This is a genomic window from Micromonospora sp. CMU55-4 (assembly GCF_011602315.1).
Taxonomy (GTDB): Bacteria; Actinomycetota; Actinomycetes; order Mycobacteriales; family Micromonosporaceae; genus Micromonospora; species Micromonospora chalcea.
In genome coordinates, this window is sequence record NZ_JAAOLH010000016.1 from 18,225 (window position 1) to 40,479 (window position 22,255).

At 74.3% G+C, this 22,255-nt stretch carries 24 protein-coding genes; 18 read left to right on the top strand and 6 right to left on the bottom strand.

The genetic code is table 11. From position 1 onward, the window contains the following. Nucleotides 1-66 precede the first annotated feature (66 nt). Complete coding sequence (locus HA073_RS24115) at nucleotides 67-549, top strand: hypothetical protein (RefSeq protein ID WP_043330744.1); 483 nt, start codon at nucleotides 67-69, stop codon at nucleotides 547-549. Here HA073_RS24115 and HA073_RS24120 read toward each other — a convergent pair. Together HA073_RS24120 and HA073_RS24125 are read right to left on the bottom strand one after the other, a co-directional pair. Beyond that, a complete protein-coding gene (locus HA073_RS24120; protein ID WP_166457353.1) occupies nucleotides 522-2,897 on the bottom strand; it encodes a glycoside hydrolase family 65 protein in 2,376 nt (791 codons plus the stop codon). The genes HA073_RS24115 and HA073_RS24120 overlap by 28 nt on opposite strands. Nucleotides 2,898-3,005: 108 nt before the next feature. Beyond that, nucleotides 3,006-3,809 carry a prepilin peptidase gene (locus HA073_RS24125; protein WP_205798428.1) on the bottom strand — a complete coding sequence of 268 codons (804 nt, stop codon included), beginning with the start codon at nucleotides 3,807-3,809 and terminating at the stop codon, nucleotides 3,006-3,008. Nucleotides 3,810-4,340: 531 nt separating this feature from the next. Here HA073_RS24125 and HA073_RS24130 point away from each other — a divergent pair. From HA073_RS24130 to HA073_RS24185, 12 genes are all read left to right on the top strand, one after another. Further along, the gene (locus HA073_RS24130) at nucleotides 4,341-4,907 is read left to right on the top strand and encodes a hypothetical protein (protein ID WP_043327504.1); all 567 of its coding nucleotides are present in this window, start codon (nucleotides 4,341-4,343) and stop codon (nucleotides 4,905-4,907) included. After that, entirely contained in the window at nucleotides 4,901-5,848 is a 948-nt protein-coding gene (locus tag HA073_RS24135) for a hypothetical protein (RefSeq protein WP_113972245.1), read from the top strand. Before HA073_RS24130 ends, HA073_RS24135 begins: the two co-directional genes overlap by 7 nt. Continuing rightward, on the top strand, nucleotides 5,845-6,510 hold the full coding sequence (locus HA073_RS24140) for an SAF domain-containing protein (RefSeq protein WP_113972246.1): 666 nt from the start codon (nucleotides 5,845-5,847) through the stop codon (nucleotides 6,508-6,510). The genes HA073_RS24135 and HA073_RS24140 overlap by 4 nt, the downstream gene beginning before the upstream one ends. After that, entirely contained in the window at nucleotides 6,510-7,343 is an 834-nt protein-coding gene (locus tag HA073_RS24145; RefSeq protein ID WP_043327507.1) for a hypothetical protein, read from the top strand. The genes HA073_RS24140 and HA073_RS24145 overlap by 1 nt, the downstream gene beginning before the upstream one ends. After that, nucleotides 7,333-8,871: a CpaF family protein gene (locus tag HA073_RS24150; RefSeq protein ID WP_030500636.1), complete on the top strand. Its 1,539-nt coding sequence runs from the start codon at nucleotides 7,333-7,335 to the stop codon at nucleotides 8,869-8,871. Before HA073_RS24145 ends, HA073_RS24150 begins: the two co-directional genes overlap by 11 nt. Then, the gene (locus HA073_RS24155; RefSeq protein WP_369799315.1) at nucleotides 8,814-9,767 is read left to right on the top strand and encodes a type II secretion system F family protein; all 954 of its coding nucleotides are present in this window, start codon (nucleotides 8,814-8,816) and stop codon (nucleotides 9,765-9,767) included. The genes HA073_RS24150 and HA073_RS24155 overlap by 58 nt, the downstream gene beginning before the upstream one ends. 70 nt (nucleotides 9,768-9,837) lie before the next feature. After that, the gene (locus HA073_RS24160) at nucleotides 9,838-10,683 is read left to right on the top strand and encodes a type II secretion system F family protein (RefSeq protein WP_124779077.1); all 846 of its coding nucleotides are present in this window, start codon (nucleotides 9,838-9,840) and stop codon (nucleotides 10,681-10,683) included. 23 nt (nucleotides 10,684-10,706) lie between these two features. Continuing rightward, the gene (locus HA073_RS24165; RefSeq protein ID WP_013283462.1) at nucleotides 10,707-10,916 is read left to right on the top strand and encodes a hypothetical protein; all 210 of its coding nucleotides are present in this window, start codon (nucleotides 10,707-10,709) and stop codon (nucleotides 10,914-10,916) included. Continuing rightward, on the top strand, nucleotides 10,916-11,398 hold the full coding sequence (locus HA073_RS24170; protein ID WP_166457355.1) for a TadE family protein: 483 nt from the start codon (nucleotides 10,916-10,918) through the stop codon (nucleotides 11,396-11,398). The genes HA073_RS24165 and HA073_RS24170 overlap by 1 nt, the downstream gene beginning before the upstream one ends. Further along, on the top strand, nucleotides 11,395-11,868 hold the full coding sequence (locus tag HA073_RS24175) for a TadE/TadG family type IV pilus assembly protein (protein WP_043327510.1): 474 nt from the start codon (nucleotides 11,395-11,397) through the stop codon (nucleotides 11,866-11,868). Before HA073_RS24170 ends, HA073_RS24175 begins: the two co-directional genes overlap by 4 nt. Beyond that, on the top strand, nucleotides 11,865-12,296 hold the full coding sequence (locus HA073_RS24180; RefSeq protein WP_166457356.1) for a hypothetical protein: 432 nt from the start codon (nucleotides 11,865-11,867) through the stop codon (nucleotides 12,294-12,296). Before HA073_RS24175 ends, HA073_RS24180 begins: the two co-directional genes overlap by 4 nt. 15 nt (nucleotides 12,297-12,311) lie before the next feature. Continuing rightward, on the top strand, nucleotides 12,312-13,322 hold the full coding sequence (locus tag HA073_RS24185; RefSeq protein ID WP_064448357.1) for a LysM peptidoglycan-binding domain-containing protein: 1,011 nt from the start codon (nucleotides 12,312-12,314) through the stop codon (nucleotides 13,320-13,322). Nucleotide 13,323: 1 nt separating this feature from the next. Here HA073_RS24185 and HA073_RS24190 read toward each other — a convergent pair whose 3' ends face one another. Then, nucleotides 13,324-14,175 (bottom strand): Rieske 2Fe-2S domain-containing protein, encoded by an 852-nt coding sequence (locus HA073_RS24190; protein ID WP_030500629.1) that lies wholly within the window; start codon nucleotides 14,173-14,175, stop codon nucleotides 13,324-13,326. A 110-nt stretch (nucleotides 14,176-14,285) separates the two neighbouring features. On the opposite strand from HA073_RS24190, the gene HA073_RS24195 reads away from it, so the two are divergent. From HA073_RS24195 to HA073_RS24205, 3 genes are read left to right on the top strand one after another with little or no spacing between them, the layout of a single operon-like run. After that, the gene (locus tag HA073_RS24195) at nucleotides 14,286-14,495 is read left to right on the top strand and encodes a type II toxin-antitoxin system VapB family antitoxin (RefSeq protein ID WP_030500628.1); all 210 of its coding nucleotides are present in this window, start codon (nucleotides 14,286-14,288) and stop codon (nucleotides 14,493-14,495) included. Then, on the top strand, nucleotides 14,492-14,917 hold the full coding sequence (locus HA073_RS24200; RefSeq protein ID WP_113972250.1) for a PIN domain nuclease: 426 nt from the start codon (nucleotides 14,492-14,494) through the stop codon (nucleotides 14,915-14,917). The genes HA073_RS24195 and HA073_RS24200 overlap by 4 nt, the downstream gene beginning before the upstream one ends. A gap of 40 nt (nucleotides 14,918-14,957) precedes the next feature. Then, nucleotides 14,958-15,722: a crotonase/enoyl-CoA hydratase family protein gene (locus tag HA073_RS24205; protein WP_043327515.1), complete on the top strand. Its 765-nt coding sequence runs from the start codon at nucleotides 14,958-14,960 to the stop codon at nucleotides 15,720-15,722. A 4-nt stretch (nucleotides 15,723-15,726) separates the two neighbouring features. Here HA073_RS24205 and HA073_RS24210 read toward each other — a convergent pair whose 3' ends face one another. Next, nucleotides 15,727-17,211 (bottom strand): NAD(P)/FAD-dependent oxidoreductase, encoded by a 1,485-nt coding sequence (locus HA073_RS24210; RefSeq protein WP_069088152.1) that lies wholly within the window; start codon nucleotides 17,209-17,211, stop codon nucleotides 15,727-15,729. Nucleotides 17,212-17,303: 92 nt separating this feature from the next. Between HA073_RS24210 and HA073_RS24215 the strand changes: the two genes are divergently transcribed. Continuing rightward, nucleotides 17,304-18,404: a serine hydrolase gene (locus HA073_RS24215; protein WP_166457357.1), complete on the top strand. Its 1,101-nt coding sequence runs from the start codon at nucleotides 17,304-17,306 to the stop codon at nucleotides 18,402-18,404. Nucleotides 18,405-18,763: 359 nt separating this feature from the next. Here HA073_RS24215 and HA073_RS24220 read toward each other — a convergent pair whose 3' ends face one another. Further along, a complete protein-coding gene (locus HA073_RS24220; RefSeq protein WP_166457358.1) occupies nucleotides 18,764-20,086 on the bottom strand; it encodes a deoxyribodipyrimidine photo-lyase in 1,323 nt (440 codons plus the stop codon). Then, on the bottom strand, nucleotides 20,083-21,009 hold the full coding sequence (locus tag HA073_RS24225) for a phytoene/squalene synthase family protein (protein ID WP_043327518.1): 927 nt from the start codon (nucleotides 21,007-21,009) through the stop codon (nucleotides 20,083-20,085). Before HA073_RS24225 ends, HA073_RS24220 begins: the two co-directional genes overlap by 4 nt. A gap of 64 nt (nucleotides 21,010-21,073) precedes the next feature. On the opposite strand from HA073_RS24225, the gene HA073_RS24230 reads away from it, so the two are divergent. Then, nucleotides 21,074-22,228 (top strand): polyprenyl synthetase family protein, encoded by a 1,155-nt coding sequence (locus HA073_RS24230; RefSeq protein WP_069088148.1) that lies wholly within the window; start codon nucleotides 21,074-21,076, stop codon nucleotides 22,226-22,228. Nucleotides 22,229-22,255: the final 27 nt, after the last annotated feature.

The window sequence follows — 22,255 nt, forward strand, 5'->3', positions numbered from 1 at the left end:
ATGATCCGGCCGATCCCGCCGTCCACCTGGTACGACGGTGGGACACGCCGTCGCGAGGAGGTACCGATGACAGGTGGACGGGAGACAGTGGAGGTCGAGCCGGCGGTGTTCCGCGCCGTCTACGACTCGCCCGCGTCGCTGCCCGGGCGGCACCGCTGGACCACCCCGGAGGCGGACGTACGCCGGCTGGAGAAGCTGCTGAACATGCCGGCGCGCAGCATCGGCGCCCCGCTGTGGGTCAGCGGCGACGAGCCGGACTGCCCGAAGTGCGGGCGGCGGCCGACCTGGTACGACATCGTCGCGTCCGCGCTGCACGGCGTGCACGACCGCACGATGATCGCCCGGGTGATCCTCGGCGAACGCAAGTACGTGAACACCGAGGTGCCGGACGCGATCCCGGGCGTCCACTGTGCCGACTGCCGCACCCCGATCACCGGGTTGCGCAGCTTCAAGTGCCACAACTGGGCGTACGCGTTCGAGGCGCTGGAGGAGGTCGTCGCCCGGATGTCCGGCCTGCCGGCTCAGTCGTCGCCGCCCGCCGCCTCCTGAGCGCGCCGTTCCGGACGGCGGCCGGGCGGGGCCTGCGGCTCCGGGCCGGGGTCGGGCACCGGCGGCATCGGCCGGGTGACCGGCCCGTCGCCGGTGACGCGGAGCTGTTCGCCGTGGTGCCACAGCTCGACCGCGTCGCCCGGACCGGCGTCCGGCAGCTCGTAGCGGGCCTCCCGCGGCGTGAGCGTGACCCGCAGCCGGTGCCCGTGCCGGCGCAGGTGGAACACCAGCCGGGTGATCCGCCGCGGTAGCCGCGGCTCGAACGCGAGCACGCCCCGGTCGTCGCGCAGCCCGCCGAAGCCCTGCGCCACCACCAGCCAGGCGCCGGCCAGGGACGCCAGGTGCAGCCCGTCCGCGGTCTTGTCGCCCAGGTCGGCGAGGTCCTGCAACGCCGTCTCGGCGAACAGGTCGTACGCCAGGTCGAGGTGCCCGACCTCGGCGGCGAGGATCGCCTGCGCGGACGCCGACAGCGACGAGTCCCGGACGGTCCGCGCCTCGTAGTAGGCGACGTTGCGTGTCTTCTCCTCGGCGGTGAACTCCCCCGGGCAGCGCAGCATGGCCAGCACCAGATCGGCCTGCTTGACCACCTGCTTGCGGTACAGCTCCTGGTAGGGGAAGTGCAGCAGCAGCGGATAGTCGTCCTCGCCGGTGCCGGCGAAGTCCCACTCCGGCTGCGCGGTGAACCCGGCCGACTGCTCGTGCACGCCGCGCTTGCCGTCGTACGGGACGAACATCGCGTCGGCGGCGGCCCGCCAGCCGGCCACCTCGGCGGCGTCGACACCCAGCCGGGCGGCCATCTCGGGGCAGTCCTCGGCGGCGTCGGCGGCGCCGCGCAGGTTGCGCCGGGCCATCAGGTTCGTGAAGACGTTGTCGTCGACCAGCGCGGAGTACTCGTCCGGTCCGGTGACGCCGGTCAGGTGGAACGCGCCGGCGTCGTCGAAGTGGCCGTAGCCGTGCCACAGCCGGGCGGTCTCGATCAGCACCTCGGCACCGCACTCGGCGAGGAACCCGGTGTCGCCGATGGCCGCGACGTACCGCAGGATCGCGTCCGCGATGTCCGCGTTGACGTGCAGGCCCGCGCTGCCGGCCGGCCAGTAGCCGGAGCACTCCCGGCCGCTGAGCGTCCGCCACGGATAGGTGGCGCCGGTCAGACGCAGCTCGGCCGCACGCTCGCGGGCCTCGGGCAGGTGGGCGTGCCGCCAGCGCAGCGCCGAGCGGGCCAGCTCCGGCGCCAGGTACGTCAGCACCGGCAGCACGTAGCCCTCGGTGTCCCAGAGCACGTGCCCGTCGTAGCCGTTGCCGGTCAGCCCCTTCGCCGGGATGGTCCGGGCCCCGTCGGCGCGCCCCGACTGGAGCAGGTGGAACACCGAGAACCGCACCGCGAGCTGCAGCTCCGGGTCACCGTCCAGCTCGACGTCGGCGGTGGCCCACGCGGCATCCAACGCGGCGCGCTGCTCGGCGAGCAGGGCGTCGAACCCGTCGGCCCGGGCCGCGTCCGCCTCCGCGACGACCAGGTCGGCCAGCTCACCGGGCGGGGTGCCGTCGACCTCCGCCCACTCGTACGCGGCGAACCGGGTGACCCGGATCCGCTCGCCGGGGCGTACCGGACCGGACAGCGCCAGCCGGAACCGGTCGGCGGTCAGCTCGGTGCCGGTGGCGATCTCGTCGGGTGCCTCGACCCGGTGCGCGACGCCGACAGCGACCCGCTGCCCGCTGCGCCCGGTCCGGTGCACGAGCACCCCGTCCAAGCCGTCGTCGCGGCGGATCTCGCCGGTGAGCGGGTCGTGGATCACCGAGGCGGCCCGGGGGTCGTCGGCACGTTCCGGCACACGCTGGTTGGCGAGCAGGTCGGCGCCGATCCGCAGCCGTACCGGCTCGTCCAGCGGTTCGACAGCCCAGTCGACGGCGGCGACCGGACGGCGGGTCAGCGAGACCAGGCGGGTGCTGCGGATCCGGACACCCCGGCCACCCGGCGAGACCCATTCGGTCTCCCGCCGGACCACCCCGGCGCGCAGGTCCAGCTCCTGGTGGTGCCGCCGGATCGTGCCGGTGCCCAGGTCCAGCGGCTCGTCGCCCACCCAGAGCCGGATCAGGGCGGCGTTCGGCGCGCTGATCACGGTGTCGCTGCGCTCCGGGAAGGCGTATCCGCTCTCCGGGTAGCTCAGCTCGTGCTGCTCGTGGAATCCGTTGAGGTAACTGCCCGGCATGCCGCACGGCTCGCCCTCGTCGAGCGTCCCGCGCCAGCCCACCCAGCCGTTGGCGAGCGCGAAGACCGACTCGGTCTCGCCCAGCCGGTCCAGGTCCGCGCTGGTACGCCGGATCCGCCAACCGTCGTCGCCGTGCGACACGTGCCCTCCCGAGTCCGAAGCCTGGACCGCCACCGAACCAGACCCGGCTGGGAGGCGGCTGGGACCCCGATACCCGTGGCGACCCCGCCCGCACCTGCGGGTGGCCGATCACACGGTGACGAGCACCAGCGTGGCGGCGGTGCCGAGCACCAGGAACGGCCCGAACGGCAGGTGCCCGGACCAGCGGACCCGCCGGGCGGCGAGCAGTGCCACCCCGGTCGCCCCGGCGAGGAGGAGCGCGAGCACCAGCCCGGCCACCAGCACCGGCCAGCCGTACCAGCCGAGCAGCGCGCCCGCGCCGAGCGCCAGCTTGGCGTCGCCGAGGCCGAAACCGCGCCGCCCGAGCAGCAGCGTGGTCGCGGCGAAGCCGCCGCCGAGCGCCAGAGCGGCGGCTGTGGCGCGGATCCACGGGTCCGCGCCCGTGCCGGTCAGCGCGGCCACCCCGAGCAGCGCCCACGCGCCGGCCGCAGCCGGCCAGGTGAGCCGGTCGGGCAGCCGGTGCGCCATCGCGTCCACGACCGTCATCGGCACCGCCCAGAGCAGCCACCAGGCGAGCGCCAGGCGCGCGGCGGGCACGCCGCCGGCAAGCACCGGCACGGCGACCGCAACGAGCAGCGCCACCTCGACCACGGCCGGGGCCGCGCCGACCCGGCCCCGGCAGGCCGGGCACCGGGCCGCGGGGCCGAGCGCCGGCAGTGGCCGGTCCAGCCCGATCGGGGCGGCGCAGCCGTCGCACGCCGTCCGGTCCGGACAATCCGGGGGTACGGCGTAACGCGCCACCGCCAGCCGGAGCAGTGGTACGACCGCGAGGGCCGCCAGCAGCCGGACGACCGGACGGCGGACCTCGGCCACCGGTCCGGTACGCCGTACCCGTTCAGTGGTCACGCCGGCTCCCCCGTCCGGTCGCCGCATGTTCCATGGTGGAGCACGCAGAGTGATTTCTCGTTCGCGCTGATGTGACGAGGGAGCCCGCAGCGGCGTGCGGCGCGACGCGCGACCGGCCGGGACCGACCGCGATGTGAGCCCTATCGAACCGGCGGGACGGATCGGACGAGCGGCCCGCTCCCCACCCATACCGGCGGCTCGTCGCCACCGCCACGGCGGGTACGGGTGAGCACACGCCCGCCGGCCCGGAGCCCACCGGAAGCCCGCTCGTCATCGTGACGACACACACCGGCCACCACCTCCCGTCTTCACTCACCGTGTTCACGTGAATTGCCTCTGTTGCATCGGCGGACGTGAGCTTATGCTCGCCCCTTGGGTACGACGCAACCCCCGATCAATTGGCGTCGGAGGAGTCAGGGCACAGAACCCGCAGCTATCAGTACAGGTCAATACGAGTGGCGGCGACGGGGGCCCGGAGCGACAGTTCCGGGTGCGCTTCCGCATGCCCGGAGCGGGTCGGCGTGATCGCCCCGGGCCGGCACCGAGGAGGGATCGGCGTTGCGCACACGGCAATCCCGCCGATGGGAAATCTACCTGCTCAGCCTCGCGCTGGCGGTCGGCGCGGCCGGCTGCGGCACCGAGCCGGAGGCGGCCAACCGACCGCTCACCGGCCGCGCCGCCGCCCCCGCCACCCATTCCGCCGAGGCGGAGAAGGAAGCCGAAAAGGCGGCGCTTGCCGCGTATTCCGGCTATCTCGACGCGTCCCGGGCGGCGAGCGCCCGAAGCGATCCGTCCCATCCCGCTCTGGCCCGTTTTCTGGCTGATCCGCTGCTGACCCGGGTGCGAATGGCAATTCTCGACGCGAAGGAGCACGGCGCGATGCGTACCGGGAAACTGGTCTCCGACCCCACAGTGGTCTCGGTCGACTTGACCGCCCGCCCACCCACCGTCGAGATCCAGGACTGCCTGGACGCGAGCGGCTACCGGCTCGTCTACGCCAAGGACCGCAAGGCCGTGCCGGGCACCCGCGGCGGGCGCTACCTCGCCACCGCCACAGCGGCCCGCTTCCCGGACGGCCGGTGGCTGATCAACGGCGGCGCCGCACATCAGGACCAGCCGTGCTGACCTGGGGAGGAAGGGGTGTCCCGGCCCGCCCGCCCCGGGCCGGGACGCTCCGCCGGGTGCTGCTCGCCGCCGGCCTCGCCGCGCTGCTGACGCTCACCGGCGCGCCCGCGCGTGCCGCCGACCCCGGTGGCTCGTGCCCGCCGGAACAGACCGACTGCGACGTGTGGGACGACGACCCCGGCACCCCGGGCGGCCCGGGCGGGCCGGGCGGCGGGGACAACGGCGGCGGCGGCAACGGCGGCGGCGCGCCGAAGTGCCAGTGGAACGGCCGCGTCATCCCCTGCTACAACGAGACGCTCGGCTGGTTCAACAACGCCGACGGCTGCTACTACAAGCTCGCCGAGCCGCAGGACGAGGCGCCCCCCGGCAAGCAGTGGTACCAGCTCACCTGCAACGGCGGCGACACGGGCAGCATGCGCCAGGAGCTCCTGGACGCCCCGCCGCCCGGCTACGGCGCCCCGCCGGACCCGGAGGAGCTGGCCCGGCGCGCGCTGGCCTCGATCTCGCTGCTCCCGCCCCGGGCCTCGGTCGCGCCCCGGCGCAGTCAGGGACCCGGCCTGGTCGGGCTGCCGGTCTGGATGTGGGCCAGCCCGGGCGAGGCGTACTTCGGGCCGCTGAGCGCCTCCGCCTCCGACCGCGGGCTGACCGTGAGGATCACGGCGAAGGTGGACCGGATCGTCTGGCACATGTCCGACGACATCGACGTCACCTGCCACGGACCGGGCACGCCGTACCGGGCCGACGGGCCACGGGCCGGCTTGACCTCGCCCGACTGCGGTCTCGACGCCGGCTATCCGAAGGCCGACACCTACCAGGTCAGCGCCACCACGTTCTGGACCGTCGAGTGGTCCGGCGGCGGGGAGAGCGGCGTGATCGCCCAGAGCCGGTCCAGCGGCGTCATCCCGGTACAGATCAACGAGCTTCAGGTGGTGACCCGATGAGTGTGGTGGCAGCCCGCAACGGAACCCCGATGGAGGCGCCGGTCGCGCCGCCGAAGGTGGTCCGGCAGCGACGTGTCCGGCCCGGCCTGCTCGGCCTGGCGATCCTGCTGATCGCCCTCGGCGGGCTCGGCGCGGCGTTCGCGGTCACCTCGGTGCGCTCCACCGGCACGTACCTGGCCGTGGCCCGGCCGGTCGACGTGGGCCGGCAACTCACAGCCGACGACCTGGTGCCGGTGCGCGTCTCCGGCGGGCGGGAACTCCAGCCGGTGCCGGCCGACCGGATGGACGAGGTGCTGGGACTGCGGGCGGCCGTCCGGCTCACCCCGGGCACGCTGCTCACCGAGGCGCAGCTCACCGAGGCCCCGCTGCTCGGCGCCGGCCAGCAGCAGATCGCTCTCGGGCTGGAACCCGAGCAGGTGCCGGCCCGCAAGCTGAACCCCGGCGACAAGGTGCTGCTGGTCAGCACACCGAGCAGCGCCACGAACGGCTCCGACGCGTCCCGTGCCGGCGGAACCCGGTTCGAGGGCACCGTGATCGACACCGCCACACCGCAGAACGGCGACGTGGTGGTCTACCTGGCGCTGACCGTGCGGGACGTGCCGGCGGTCGTGGCGCTCGCCGCCGCCGACCGGATCGCGCTCGTGCTCACCGAGGCGGCCTGATGGCGATCATCGCCCTGGTCTCGGCGAAGGGATCGCCGGGCGTCACCACCGCGGCGCTCGCCGCCGCGCTGAGCTGGCACCGGCGGCTCGTGCTGGCCGAGTGCGACCCGGCGGGCGGCTCGATCCTCGCCGGCTACCTCGGCGGGGCCCTGGACGGCCCGCGCGGCATCGGTGAGCTGGCGGTGGGCGAGCTGCGCGACGGCAGCCTGGAGCACACGTTCTGGTCCCAGCTGGTCGACCTGGACGCGCCCCGGCGCGAGCGGCTGCTGCTGCCCGGCGTGGTGGACCCGGCCCAGGCCGGCAGCGTGATCCCGCTGTGGCAGCGCTTCGCCGACTACTTCACCGGGCTGGAGCGCGGCGAACCGCCGTACGACGTGCTCGTCGACTGTGGCCGGCTCGCCGTCGGCGGTCCACCGTGGCCGCTGCTGCGGGCCGCCACCGTGGTGCTGCTGGTCACCCGGGCGACCCTGCCCGACCTCTCCGCCACCCGGGCCACCGCCCGGGCGATCGAACGGGACCTCACCGAGCACCGCGTACCGCCGGGCACGCTGCGGCTGCTCGTGGTCGGGGACGGGCACGGCACCAGCGAGATCAGCAAGGCGCTGCGGCTGCCGGTGATCGCCCGCCTGCCGCACGACCCGCGTACCGCCGAGGTGCTCGCACACGGCGGCACCGTACGCGCGAACCGGCCGCTGATGCGCGCGGCCGGCGCCCTGGAGGTGCCGGTCCGGGCGCTGCTGGACCGGCGGCGGGCCCGGCTCGCCTGGCCGGGCGCGACCACACCGCGCGCGGTGACCGCCCCGAGCGTGCCGGGGGTGTCCGGTGCGGTTTGAGCCGGTCTCCCACGACCCGCGCGGGCAGCAGCCCGGTGTCGTCTCCACGGTTCCGCCGCTGGCGCCGCCGAACGGGCGGCACCACGTGCCCGGCCCGCTCCCCGCCGCGCCCCCGCCACCGCCGCGCCCCCGGATCGACTTCGCTGTGGTCCGCGAGCTGCGCCGGGAACTGAGCGAACGGCTCACCCACTGGCAGCGCGGCCGCGAGTTCGACGCCGACGCCGAGGAGGTCGAGCGCGCCCGGCTGGCGGTCACCGTGGTCTCCGCGTACGCCGACTCGGTACGCCGGTCCGGCACGCCGATGGCGGCGGACGAGGAACGGCTGCTGCTCGACCAGGTGACAGCCGAACTCGTCGGGCTGGGCCGGCTCCAGACGCTGCTCGTCGACGACAGCATCGAGGAGGTGCACATCCTCGGCTGCGACCAGGTACGCATCACCCGGCACGGCGGCGGCGTCGACTGGGCCGAGCCGATCGCCGAGACCGACGACGAGCTGGTGGAGATCCTCCAGGCGGCGGCCCGCCGGGCGGGTGCCACCGAACGGTCGCTGTCCACCTCGAAGCCCACGCTCGACCTGCAACTGCCCGACGGCAGCCGCCTGGCCGCCGTGTTCCTGGTCAGCCACCGCCCGTACGCGGTGATCCGCAAGCACAACACGCTCGCGGTGAGCCTGGAGGACATCGCGGGCGGCCGGCCCGACCTGGACGAGATGATCGACCCGCTGCTGCGCGACTTCCTGCGCGCGTCCATGCGGGCCGGGCTGAACATCATGGTCGCCGGGCTCGCCGGGGCCGGGAAGACCACTGTCATCCGGGCGCTGATGGACGAGATCCCGGCCGACGAGCCGTACGTGCTGCTGGAGGAGAGCCGGGAACTGCTGCCGGCCCGGCGTGGGCACAAGCACCGTGCGGTGATGAGCTTCGAGTCCCGGGAGGGGCACGGCGAGCGCGGCGCGGACGGACGGCCGGCGGGTGAGGTCAGCATCGCCGACCTGATCCCGGTGTCGCTGCGGATGGGCGTGCTGCGGATCATCGTCGGCGAGGTGCGGTCCCGGGAGATCGTGCCGATGCTCCAGGCGATGACCACCAGCCGCGGGTCGATGTGCACCATCCACGCGCGTACCCCCTCGGGGGTGAGCGAACGCATCATCGAGCTGGCGCTGTCGCACGGCCGGGAGATGACAGTCGACCAGGCCCGCCGGATGGCCGGCAACGCGCTCGACCTGATCGTCTACGTGACGGTCGAGGACGAGACCGCGATCGGCGGGCGCAAGCACCGCTTCGTCTCGCACGTCGAGGAGGTCATCGGCGTCGGCGAAGGCAACCGGATCACCACCACGACCGTCTTCGGCCCCGGGCCGGACGGCCGCGCGGTCCCCCGCCACCTGCCCGAACGCATCCGCGAGCAGTTGCTGCGCGTCGGCTACGACGCCCGGCTGCTCACCCGGTTCGTCGAGGCCGGCGTGGGCGCGTGGCGGCGGCCCCGGCACACCCGCCTCGGGGCACGGCCGAACGGAGGCCCGGCGTGACGCAGATCGAACTGATCGCCCTGGTCTCCGGCGCGGCCTGCGTGGCCGGGCTGGTGCTGGCGGTGGTCGCGCTCGTCGGCACCCGCCGCCCACCGGGCCCGGCCCCGGGCGCCGGGCCCGGCCTGAGCCGGCTCTGGACCGGTTCCGGCGCGAGCCGCGCCGACCAGCGCCGCTACCAGCTCCTGCTCGGCGCCGCGGTGGTCGCCGGGGCGGCGGCGTTCCTGCTCACCGGGCTGCCGGTGGTCGGCCTGCTGGTGGCGCTCGCGGTGCCGGGCGTGCCGTGGCTGTTCGCGGTGGGCCGGGCCGAGCAGCGGGCCATCGCCCGGGTCGAAGCCGTAGGCGAGTGGACCCGCCGGCTCAAGGACATCTCGGCCACCGGCCAGGGGCTCCAGCAGGCGATCATCGGCACCATCGCCACCGCGCCGGAGGAGATCCAGGAGGAGGTACGCACGCTCGCCGCCCGCCTCCAGGCCGGCTGGCTGGCCCGCTCCGCGCTGCTCGCCTTCGCCGACGAGATCGCCGACCCGGTCGCCGACCAGGTGGTGGCCGCGCTGATCCTGCACCTCACCGACCGGGGTGAGCGCCTCGGCGACGTGCTCGGCTCGATCGCCACCGCCGCCTCGGCCGAGGTGGCGACGCGGCGCGAGGTCGAGGCCAAACGCACCCAGCCCCGGTTCGCGGTCCGCTTCCTCACCGGCATGACGCTGGCGACCCTGGCGTACGGGCTGGTGAACAGCGACTACATCCGTCCCTACGGGACGCTCACCGGTCAGCTCGTGATGGCGGTGCTCGGCGCGGCGTTCGTCGGCCTGCTGGTCTGGGTGCGCTCGATGAGCCAGCCGCCCCGGCCCGCGCGCTTCCTCCCGGCGCCCGATCCGGAGGAGGCGATCGCGTGAGCGCGAGGAGTGAGCTTGCGAGCCCCGCAGTCGCGAACGAAAGGCGGCCACGGTGATCCTCAACTGGCAGATGGCGATCGCGGTCCTCGGCGGGTGCGCGGTCGGGCTCGGGCTGTTCCTGGTGGTACGCGAGGCGCTGCCGGCCACCCCGGCGCTCGGCCCGGCGCTGCGCCGGCTGCACCAGCCGCCCGGCCAGGCCCCGGCCGCCGGCGCCGGACCGGACTGGCTCGGCGGGTTCGCCCGCTGGCTGCGCCCGCCGCACCGGCAACTCGCGCTGCTCGACCGCACCCCCGAGCAGTACGCGCTGTCGGTGCTGCTCTCCGCGCTCGTCGGGTTCGCCACCCCGGCGGTCGCCTCGGCGGTGCTCTTCGTCGGCGGGGTGGCGCTGCCGCTGGCCGTGCCGGTGGTGGCCAGCCTGGGTCTGGCGCTCGGCGCCGGACTGCTCGCGCACCGCTCGGTCCTCGCCAAGGCCGACGCCGCCCGGGACGAGTTCCGGCAGGCGGTCTGCACCTACCTCGACCTGGTGGCGCTGCAGCTGTCCGCCGCGCACGGCCCGGTGCAGTCGCTGGAACGCGCGGCGGCGGTCTGCGACGGCTGGGTCTTCGACCGGATCCGGGAGGCGCTGCGGCTCGCCCAGCTCCAGATGCACTCGCCCTGGGACGAGTTGCAGGAGCTGGCCGACCGGATCGGCATCCCGGAGCTGGGCGACGTGGGCGCGATCATGCGCTCCTCCGGCAGCGAGGGCGCCCAGGTGCACGAGACGTTGCGGTCCCGTGCCGACTCGCTGCGCGACCAGATCCGTACCGACAACCTGGCCCGGGCCGAGGGGGTCACCAGCAAGTTGGACATCCCCGGCTCGCTGCTGGTGTTCGTCCTGCTCGGCTTCGCCGTCTATCCGTTCCTCGCCCGTCTGTGAACCCCATCGAGAAGGAGACGACCATGCACCTCTACGCCTACCTGTACGTGGCGGTGAGCACCCGCCTCGCCGAGCTGCGCCGGGACTCCGAGCGCGGCGACAGCCCGGTGCCGACCGCGGTGATCATCTTCGGCCTGGTCGCGGTGGCCATGGCGGTCACCGGGCTGGCCCTGGCCAAGGCGAACAACTGGATGAACGCCATCCCGAACAACACGGCGCCGCAGGCCCCGTGATGCCCCGCCCCGCCCGTACGGTCCGGAGCCGGCCGGCGCCCGCCGGCCGGCCCGCCGGTCCGCCCGGTCCGGGGCGGATCGCCGCTGCTCTGCGCGCCCGTCTGGCCGAGGGCGAGCGGGGCGCCAATCCGGTCGAGCTGGCCGTGGTGATGCCGGTGATCCTGGTGATGCTGTTCGGCTCGATCCAGGTCGCCGTCTGGTTCGTGGCCCGGTCCACGGCACTCAACGCCGCGCAGACCGCGGTGAACGCCCAGCGCACGATCGACGCCGGGCCGGACGCCGGCCGGGAGCGGGCGATCAGCTTCCTGCAGCAGTCCGGGGACTGGCTGGTCGACTGGGAGCAGACCGGCCCGACGTGCGTCGAGAGCGCCACCGCCGTCACCTGCACGGTGCAGGGGCGCTCCCTGTCGGTCATCCCGGGTGTCTCGTTCGCGGTCACGCAGACCGCGCACGGCCCGGCCGAACGCTGGACCACCGGATGAGCGCCGGGCCGCGGCGGGACCGGGGTTCCGTCTCGATCGAGGTGGCGGTGCTCGCGCCCGCCTTCATCGGACTGATGGTGCTGGCCGGGGTCGCCGGGCGGACCGCGATCGCGGACGAAGCGGTGGAGTCGGCCGCGCACGACGCCGCCCGGGCCGCCTCGCTGGCCCGCAACGCCGACGACGGCGCGGAGGCCGCCGAGGAGGCGGCCCGGAACCAGCTCGGCTGGGCGGGGCTGAACTGCTCCGGCCCACCCCAGCTCGACCTCGCGGGCTCGGTGGCCGGTACGACGACGAGCTTCGCCGCCGCGTACGCAAGCGCCGCAGGCGTGCCGGCGACCGTGACGGTCACTGTGACCTGCACCGTCTCCTTCGACGACCTGAGCGCGCCCGGCCTGCCCGGCGTGCCGGGCGGCAAGACCGTCTCGGCGAGGTTCACCTCGCCGCTGGACACCTACCGGAGTCGCGGATGACCGGGCGGCGCGCGGCGGAGAGCGGCCGGGTGAGTCTCTTCCTGGCCGTGGCGATGACCGGCGTGCTGGCGATCATCAGCCTCGCCTACGACGGCGCCGGCCAACTACGCACGCTCCAGCGCGCGGACAACCTGGCCGCCGAGGCGGCCCGCGCCGGCGGCCAGATGATCGACCGCGCGCGGGCCATCGAGGGCGGCCCGAAGCAGATCGACCAGGTCGCCGCCCGCGCCGCTGTCGCCGCCTACCTCGGCGCAGCGGGCGACGTCCAGGACCACGAGGTCGACTTCCCCGTGGTCGGCGCCGAGACCCAGATCCGGGTGAGCGTGCAGATCACCTACAGCCGGGACCTGCTGAGTCTGTTCGGCGTGCAGAACACCGCCACCGTCACCGGTGAGGCCACCGCTCGGGCGCTCACCGGCCCACCGTAGGAAGGGAAGGCCGCCATGGGCGCACCCCGACGCTCCCCCGTCCGCCGCGCCGGCCAGGTTCTCACCGGCCTCGGCGCCCTCGTCGTGCTCGTCGGCGTGCTGGCCGGCGGGCCGGTCGCGCTGCTGGCGTTCGCCGGCAACCCGCTGCCGGATCACCTGCCCACGTTCGCCGAGATCGGTACGACGTTGACCAGCCGCGACGACGGTCAACTGTTCCTGCGCGCGCTGGCGGTGGTGGGCTGGTTCGGCTGGGCCACGTTCGCGTTCTCCGTCGTGGTGGAGTTGCTCGCGGCTGCGGTACGCCGGCCGGCGCCGAAGCTGCCCGGCATGCACCGCCAGCAGAAGGCCGCAGCCGCGCTCGTCGGTTCGGTCGCGCTGATCCTGGCCGCGAGCCCGGCCGCGGCGAGCGCCGCCGCGCTGACCGCCCCGCAGCCGGCGGTCGCCGCTTCTGCCGTCACCGCGCCGAGCCGGGTCGCGCCGCCGGCCCCGGTCGCGTCGAAGGCGGACGACCCGGCCGTGTACCGGGTGGCGAAGGGCGACTACCTGGGCGAGGTGGCCGACCGCTACCTGGACGACTTCGACAGGTACAAGGAGCTGGCCCGGCTGAACCGGCTCGCCGACCCGGACCGGATCCGCCCCGGCCAGCTCATCACGCTGCCGGACGGCGCGACGGACTCCGGCGCCCGGCGGCACGCCACCGGACGGCTGGTGGTCACCAAGCCGGCCCAGACCGCACCGGTCAAGCCGGGTGGCGGCGGCGCGTCGTCGAGCGCGCCGCAGGCGAAGCCGAAGCCCACCCCGCGGGATGCGACGCCCACAGTGGAGGCGCCGGTCGGTCAGCCGCCGGCCATGTCGGCGGGCGCGTCCCGGCCCACCGCCGAGGAGGGCATCAACCGTCCGCTCGCCATCTCGGCGGTGCTGGCGGTCGCGAGCATCGTGGGCGCGCAGATCGGCGCGCTGCTGGGGTTGCGCAAGCGGCCGGTGCCCGCCCGCGCGGGTTCCAGCGGGCGGCACCGGCGGGACTGAGTCAGGGCAGCCGGGCCTCGACCCGGCCGGACACCACGCGGGTGGGGAGCACGATCTGGTCGTTCGCGGCCGGGCCGTGCACCACCTCGCCGCCGTTGAGCCGGAACGCGCTGCCGTGCCAGGGGCAGACCACGCAGGCGTGGCCGTCGATCTGCTCCACAGTGCCCTCGCCGAGCGGGCCGCTCTGGTGCGGGCAGCGCTCCAGCATGACCGTGACGTCGTCGCCGTCCCGGTAGAGGATCACCGAGACGTCGTCGATCTTCTTGGTGACCAGCTCGTGCCGGGGCAGGCTGCCCAGATCGCCGACCCGGTGCCAGCCGTCGCTGATCAGGTGCAGCTCGGAGACGCTCTGGCTGGCCTGGGCGCCCTGCTTGTACGCGAGGTGCCCACCCAGGTACGCGCCACCGCTGGCGGCGGACAGACCGAGGTAGGACAGCGCCCGGCCGAGGCCGTGCCGCCCGTTGAGGCGGGCCGCCAGCGAGCCGGCGTACAGCGCCAGGCCGACCGTGTTGGCGGCGGCGTGCACCAGGCCGATCCGGCGCTGGTCGCGGGAGAGCGTGGCCCAGTCGTTGAGCCCGGCGACCGCTGCGGGCAGCGCGCTGACCGTACCGAGACCCACCAGCGCGGTGGCGGCCCGGCGCTGGCCGGGCAGCAGGTCCACCACGGCGGCGGAGATCCAGGCGCCGACCGGCACCTGCACCATCGCGGGGTGCAGCGGATGGCCGAGCCACACGCCGTGCAGCGCGTCGCGTACCCGCTGGGAACGCAACGTGCCCTGGACGGCGCGCTGCAACCGGTCACCCACCCGGTCGAGACCGGTGGCCTGTTCGATCTTCGTCAGTAGTTCGCGCACCCGTTCCGACTTCCCGGCAGGAGAGCCCCCAAACCGGACGCCCCGGAATTCCCTCGCACAGCCTCCGCGCTGGATATACTCGGGCGGCTGGTCGTATATAGGGAGCCGCGATGACCAAGATCCTGGTGGACGTCGACGACGAGGCGCTGGCGGATGCCGCCGAGGCGTTCGGCACGAAGACCAAGAAGGACACGGTGAACGTCGCTCTCCGCGAGGGCGCGGCGAGACTGCGCCGCGCCCGGGCACTGGCGGAGCTGGCCGAACGCGGGCAGGCCGGTGACTTCGACGAACTGCTCGACAAGGGTGCCTACCGCTCGTGAAGCTGGCCGACTACCTGATCGACACCAGCGCCCTCGTCCGGCTCCTGCGTGATCCCGACGTGCTGGCGCGCTGGGAACAGCAGGTGACAGCGGGTCTGCTCGCCGTGTGCCCGCTGGTCGAGCTGGAATTCCTCTACACCGCCCGGTCGGTCGCCGACCGGACGCGCCTGACGGAGCAGCTCCGGGCCGCCTTCGGCTGGGTGGTCATGCCGGACCGGATCTACGAACGCGCCGCCGAGATCCAGGGCGAGCTGACCGCGCGGGGCACGCACCGCTCGGCGGGCGCGGTCGACCTGCTCATCGCCGCCACCGCCGAGTACCACGGCCTCTCGCTGCTGCACTACGACCGGGACTTCGACCAGGTCGGCGCCGTCACCGGCCAGCCGATGCGCTGGCTGACCCGATCCGGCTCGATCAAATAGGGCGTAGCCACGGCAGCGCCGTCGCGGGCATGCTGAGCCCATGGGGGTACGCGTCGAGCACGCCGGTGCCGTGACCACTGTGATCCTGGACCGGCCCGAGGCCCGTAACGCCGTGGACGGGCCGACCGCACGAGCGCTGGCCGACGCGTTCCGCGCGTTCGACGCCGACCCGGACGCGGCGGTCGCGGTGCTCTGGGGCGCGGGCGGCACGTTCTGCTCCGGCGCCGATCTGAAGGCCGTCGGCACGCCGCGCGGCAACCGCGTCGAGCCCGAGGGGGACGGACCGATGGGCCCCACCCGGATGCGGCTGTCCAAGCCGGTGATCGCGGCGATCTCCGGGTACGCGGTGGCGGGCGGGCTGGAGCTGGCGCTCTGGTGCGACCTGCGTATCGCCGAGTCGGACGCGACGCTCGGCGTGTTCTGCCGCCGGTGGGGCGTACCGCTGATCGACGGCGGGACGGTCCGGCTGCCCCGGCTGATCGGCGAGAGCCGGGCGATGGACCTGATCCTCACCGGACGCCCGGTCGGCGCCGACGAGGCGTACGCGATGGGTCTGGTCAACCGGCTGGTCGCGCCGGGTGGGGCCCGCGCGGCGGCCGAGGAACTGGCCGCCGCGATCGCCGGGCATCCGCAGACGTGCCTGCGCAACGACCGGGCGGCGGTGCTGGACGGCGCGGGGCAGCCGGAGCCGGAGGCGATGGCCACCGAGCTGGCCTACGGCATGGAGTCGCTGGCGGTGGACGGGGTACGCGGCGCCGGCCGGTTCGCCGCCGGGGCCGGCCGGCACGGTGCGCCGGCCGGCTGAGGCGTCACTTCAGGGCGCGCAACGCGTCCTCGATGGCCCTGTGGAACGTGGGGTACGCGTAGATCATGTGCCGGAGCTGGCTGATCGGCACCGCCGCGTGCACCGCCACGACGAGCGCGGAGAGCACCTCGCCGCCGGCCGGTCCGGCCGAGGTGGCCCCGATGAGCACGCCCTGGTCGGCGTCGGCGACCAGCTTGATGAACCCGGCGTTGCCGGTCTTGTGGATCCAGCCCCGGGCCGACGAGGTGAGATCGGCGTATCCGACCTGGACGTTGACGCCGCGCTCGCGGGCCTGCTGCTCGGTGAGGCCGACCGCGCCGACCTCGGGGTCGGTGAACGTGACCCGGGGCAGCGCCCGGTAGTCGGCGACCGGGACGCTGCCCGGCGCGACGCTCGACCCGCCCGCGCTCATCGCGCCGCCGACCGAGCTGACCACACCGGCCGCGCCGCCGACCACGCTCGCGGTGCCGCTGGCGTCCGGGCCGCCCTTGGTACGCCGCATGTGGTCGAGGACGTCGGCCACCACGATGCCGGCCTGGTACATGGCGATGTGGGTGAACGCGCCCTCGCCGGTGAGGTCACCGACCGCCCAGATCCCGTCGGTGACGTGCATCCGGTCGTTCACCGGCAGGTAGCGCTGCCCGGCGTCCACCCCGACCGTGTCCAGGCCCAACTCCTCCAGGTGCGCCTTGCGGCCGGTCACCACGAGCAGCTTCTCGCCGGTGAACTCGGCGCCGTCGGCGTACACGGTGAACGCGCCGCCGTCGTGGCCGACCCGGCCGGCCTTGACCCCGGTGTGGATCTCCACCCCGTCGGCGCGCAGCGCGTCGGCGGCGAGCGCTGACGCCTCCGGCTCCTCGACGGCGAGCACCCGGTCGGCCGCTTCGATCACCGTCACCCGCACGCCGAACCGGGCGAAGACCTGCGCGAGTTCCAGCCCGATCGCGCCGCCGCCGAGCACCAGCAGCGACGCGGGCAACTCCTCCACCTCGATGGCCTGGTGATTCGTCCAGTACGGCGTGTCGGCCAGCCCGTCGATCGGCGGGACCGAGGGCCGGGTGCCGGTGCCGAGGACCACGCCGTACCGGGCCTGGAACACCTGGTCGCCGACGCGTACCCGGTTCGGGCCGTCGAGCCGTCCGCTGCCCCGGACGAACCGGCCGCCCTTGCCGGTGAAGCGGTCCACCGCCACCTTGTCGTCCCAGGTGTCGGTGGCCTCGGCGCGGATCCGCTTCGCCACCGGCGCCCAGTCCGGCTGCACCTGGGCGGACCCGGCCAGCTCGTTGACCCGGTGCGCCTCGGCCAGCGCGTTCGCCGCCCGGATCATCATCTTGCTCGGCACGCACCCCCAGTAGGGGCACTCGCCGCCGACCAGGTCCCGTTCGATGCCGACCACTGTGAGGCCGGCCTCGGCGAGCCGTCCGGCCACCTCCTCGCCGCCGACGCCGAGCCCGACCACTACTACGTCAACCTGTTCCGGCTCCGCCATTCCGCAAGCATTCCGTACCTTCGGGACACCGGCCACCGTACCGGCCCCGAATTCCCGCGCTCGTCACGAACGCGACCGCCTACCGTGGCCGCATGCACACGCGCTTCAACCCGGTCCGGGACTGCTTCCACGACCTGTTCGTCACCGGCCGGGAGACCGGCGCGTCGCTGGCGGTGTGGCACGACGGCGTACCGGTGATCGAGCTGATGGGCGGCACGGGGGCGGCGGTCCCGCCCAGTGCGGTCGTGCCGATGGCAGGGGCGGACCGCGCGTGGCGTCCGGACACGCTCGTGGACGTCTACTCGACCGGCAAGCCGGTGGTGGCGCTCTGTCTACTGCTGCTCGTCGACCGGGGCCGGGTCGATCTGGACGCGCCGGTGTCGGCGTACTGGCCGGAGTTCCGCACCCCGGCGACCGTCCGGCAGGTCCTCGCCCACACCGCCGGGCTGCCCGCCTTCCCGGTGCCCCGGCCCGCCGCGGCCATCGCCGACTGGGGCCTGCTCTGCGCCGACCTGGCGGCGGCCGAGCCGGAGTGGGACCCGGGCGCCGTCGCGGGCGAGCACGCCTGGACGTACGGGCACCTGGTGGGCGAGTTGGTCCGCCGGGTGGACGGGCTGCCGGTGGGCCGGTTCCTGGCCGAGGAGATCGCCGGTCCGTGGCGCCTGGACCTGGCCTTCGGGCTGGGTGAGGCCGACCGGCGGCGGTGCGCCGACCTGTCGTACGCCGATCCGGCCTGGCCGGACGCGATGCGCGGCGAGCCGGGTTCGTTGCGGGCGCGGGCGCTGGACAACCCGCCCGGCGGGCGCGACGTCGCGATGGTGAACAGCGACCTCTGGCGGGCCGCCGAGATCCCGGCGGTGAACCTGCACGCCACCGCCGCCGGGCTCGCCCGGCTGTACGCGGGCCTGCTCGCCGGCGGCGCCCTGGACGGGGTACGCCTGTTCAGCCCGGAGCTGGTCGCCGAGGCGACGCGGGTGCAGTATTCCGGGCCGGACCTGCTGCTGGACCGGCCGGTGGACTGGACGCTCGGCATGCAGTGGGAGCCGGACGGTAGCTGGGGCATGGGCGGGATCGGCGGCAGCAGCGCCTGGGCCGACCCGGAGCGGGGCTACACCTTCGCGTACGCGACCGCCCGGCTGGCCGACCACGATCGGGTGGAGGAGCTGGTCGAGGCGCTGCACTCCTGCCTCTGACGGTCAGTCACGTTCTGTAATTCCGGCGCGCCGTCACGCAGCGCATTCGGCCGGCAGTCGCGCCTGGCTTCCCCTTTTCCGACTTTGCTCTGCACCCATTGGCGCAGCACCGAGTTGAGCAGCGGATTTCCGCTAGGTCCGAAATCCGCGAGAGGCCCGCACCGGTCACGTTCCGCAACGGGTGCGGATATGGCTGCAGAGCAAAGTCGGCGGAGGTGGATGGCGCGGGCTGGAGGTGCAGTCACCCGCAGTAATCGTGGGCGCCGTGCTGCGGCCCGCTCGGGCTGTGCGTCAGCGACGTTGGGCTCGTGTGACGTTCGCGCTCGTGCGCGGGCGGCGGGCGGCGAGGGGCGAGGGCGTCAGCGGAGCCAGACCGGGTCGGCGCCGGGCACCTCCAGCGGCGGCGGGTAGTCGAGCGTGCGACGCACAGCGTCGGGCAGCCGCCACGGCTGGTGCACCGCCTTGCCCGCCACCGATTCCAGCTCCGGCACCCACCGCCGCACGTACGCGCCGTCGGGGTCGTAGCGCTCGGCCTGCCGTACCGGGTTGAAGCCGCGGTACGGCCGGGTGTCGTTGCCGGTGCCGGCCACCCACTGCCAGTTGCCGGAGTTGTTGACCCGGTCGCCGTCGAGCAACCACCGGAAGAAGACTTCCAGGCCGGGCCGCCAGTCCAGCCCGAGGTGCTTGGTCAGGTAGCCGGCGGTGATCAGGCGGGCCCGGTTGTGCATCCAGCCCTCGGCGCGCATCTGACGCATGCCGGCGTCCACGATCGGCATGCCGGTCCGTCCCTCGGTCCAGGCGTCGAGCGCGTGCTCGTCGTACCGCCAGTCCTCCCGGGCGCCCCGCCGGTAGGCGGCCGTGGACAGGTCCGGGAATCCGGCGACGACCTGGTGGTAGAAGTCGCGCCAGCAGAGCTGCCGGACGAACGGGCCGTCGCGGTCGCCGGCCCGGGTCGCCACCGCCAGCGGGGAGACGCAGCCGAAGCGCAGGTACGGGCTGAGCCGGGAGGTCTCGTCGCCGGCCATGTCGTCGTGGATGTCGTCGTACCGATGAAGGGTGGGCAGCCAGGCGGTGAGCCGGCGGCGGGCGGCGTTCTCCCCGCCCACGGCGGCGGCCGGGCTGTCGCCCTTCGGCGGGTCGGGCAGGCGGCCCGGGTCGACGCCGTCGGGCAGCCGGACCCGCTTCGGCGCGGCCAGTTCGTCCCGCAGGCGCACGCCCTGCCAGGCGCGGAAGTAGGGGCTGAACACGCGGTAGTGGTCGCCGCCGCTCGGGCGCAGCGCGCCCGGCTCGACGATCGTCAGGCCGGGGAACAACCGCAGGAACATGCGGTGCCGGTCGCACTCGGCGCGCAGGCGGCGTTCCCGGCGGCGGGCGTAGTGGCTGACGTCGGCGGAGAGCCCGACGCCCTCGGCGCCCACCTTCCGGGCCAGCTTCACCGTCTCGGCCACCGGGTCGCCGCGCCTGATCACCAGGTCGCCGCCGCGCTTGCGCAGCGCCTCGCGCAGGTCGGCCAGGCTCTGGTGCAGGAAGCGGGTGCGGTTCGGCGAGAGCTGCTGCAACTCCGGGTCGAGCACGTAGAGCGGCACCACCCGCTCGAACGCGGAACAGGCGGCCGCCAGCGCCGGGTGGTCGTGCACCCGCAGGTCGCGGGTGAACAGCACGACCGCCGTCCGGCCGGTCATCCGGCCAGGGCCGGTTCCAGCGCCGGGCCGGGCACCTGAACCGGCGTGCCGGGCGGGGTGAGCAGCGCCCGCGCGGCCACCGCCATCCGGCGCCGCTGCGGCACCAGGGCCCGGCGGACGAAGACGTCGTAGTCCTGCGCGGCGACCTCGTCCAGGATGCCGCCGTAGAGCGCGTACGCGGTGCGCATGCACGCCTGCGAGGCGGGGTTGAGCAGCGGGATGCCCGGCGCGGCGGCGAGGTAGTGGGCCTGCGCGCGGGTCACCTCGTACTCGATCAGCTCGCGGATGCGCGGCGTGGTGCGACCGGCGGCCTTGGCCGCGACGAGGTCGGCGCGGGTGACGTCGAACTTGGCCAGATCCTCGTCGGGCAGGTAGGTCCGGCCCCGGTCGAGGTCCTCGGCGACGTCCCGGATGAAGTTGGTGAGCTGGAAGGCGAAGCCGAGCTGGCGGGCGGGCTCCCGGGCGGCGGCCGGGTCGGAGCTGCCCAGGATCGGCAGCATCATGGTGCCGATGACGGCGGCCGAGCCCTCCATGTAGTCGAGCAGGTCGTCGTAGGTCGGGTACGACATCACCGTCAGGTCCATCGCCATGCTGCGCAGGAACGACGCGAAGTCGTCGCGGTCCAGGTCGAACACGGCGATGGTGTGCAGCACGGCGGGGAGCAGCGGGTCGTCGACCGACGCGCCGTGCAGCCCGGCCACGAATCGATCCGACCACTCGCGCAGCCGGGCCGCGCGCTCGGCGGGCGGCAGGTCCTCGGTGCGGTCGACGATCTCGTCCGCGTAGCGGGTGAATCCGTACAAGGCGTGCACATGTCGCCGTTTCCAGGCGGGGAGCAGCCGGGTGGCGAGATAGTAGGTACGGCCGTGACGCCGGTGCAGCTCGCGGCAGCGGTCATAGGCGGCGGCCAGATCCACGTCCATCGGCCCTCCTCAGTTTCGACGCAGGAATCGACGCAACTCGTAACCCTAGGGTACGCTCGCCCACATGGCCAACGACGCAGTTGCGGGTAATGCGCTCCGCGTCGCGCCGGCTCAGGCCGGGGCGACGGACGATCCGGTCCGCGGCGTACTGGCCGCGTTCACGAAAGACCTGATCAAAGGGGTCGATGAGACGCTGGTGGCGTTCCTGGCCGCAGAAGTCGATTCGCTGACCGAGATCGACGCAGCGATGGGTGCATTCGCCGCAACCGCGCGCGACTGCGTGCTGGCCGGCGGCAAACGGGTCCGGCCCACGTTCGCGTACTGGGGATGGCGGGGCGCTGTCGGCGGGGAGGAACCGATGTGTTCGGTGCTCCCGGCCCTGTCCGCCCTCGAACTGCTGCACACGTTCGCGCTCGTGCACGACGACGTGATGGACGCTTCCGACACCCGGCGCGGGCTGCCGACCGCGCACCGGGCCGCCGCCGCCCGGCACCGCGCCGCCGGGCACGCGGGCGACCCCGACCGGTACGGCGAAGCGGTCGCCGTCCTCATCGGCGACCTCTGCATGGTGTGGGCCGACCGGCTCATGGGCCACGCGGCGGTCCCCGCCGAGCGGCTGCTCGACGTGCGCCGCTGCTACGACCAGATGCGGGTGGAGACGGTCGCCGGGCAGTTCCTGGACGTGCTCGGCGAGAACGACGCGGGGAACTGGACGGTCGACCGGGCGCTACGGGTGGCCCGGTACAAGACCGCCAGCTACACCGTCCAGCGGCCGCTGCTCTTCGGCGCCTGCCTGGCCGGCACCGACCCGGACGACCCGCTCATCGCCGCGTACACCCGGTACGGGCTGGCCGTCGGCGAGGCGTTCCAGCTCCGCGACGACCTGCTCGGCGTCTACGGCGACCCGGAGACCACCGGCAAGCCGGCCGGGGACGACCTACGTACCGGCAAGCCGACCGCGCTGCTGATGCTGGCCCGGCAGCTCGCCGACCCGGCGCAGCGCCGGGCGCTGGACCGGGCCGGCTCGGTCACCACGGCACGCGACGTGGACCGGCTGGCCGACGTGGTCCGCGACACCGGCGCCACCGCCCGGGTGGAACGGATGATCGCCGACCGGGTCACCGAGGCGCTCGCCGCGCTCGGCACCGCACCGATCGACGAGACCGCGCGCACCGCGCTGACGGGTCTCGCCACCGCCGCCACCGCACGGCGGGCATGATGAGCAACTTCGCGAGCAAGGGGGCCG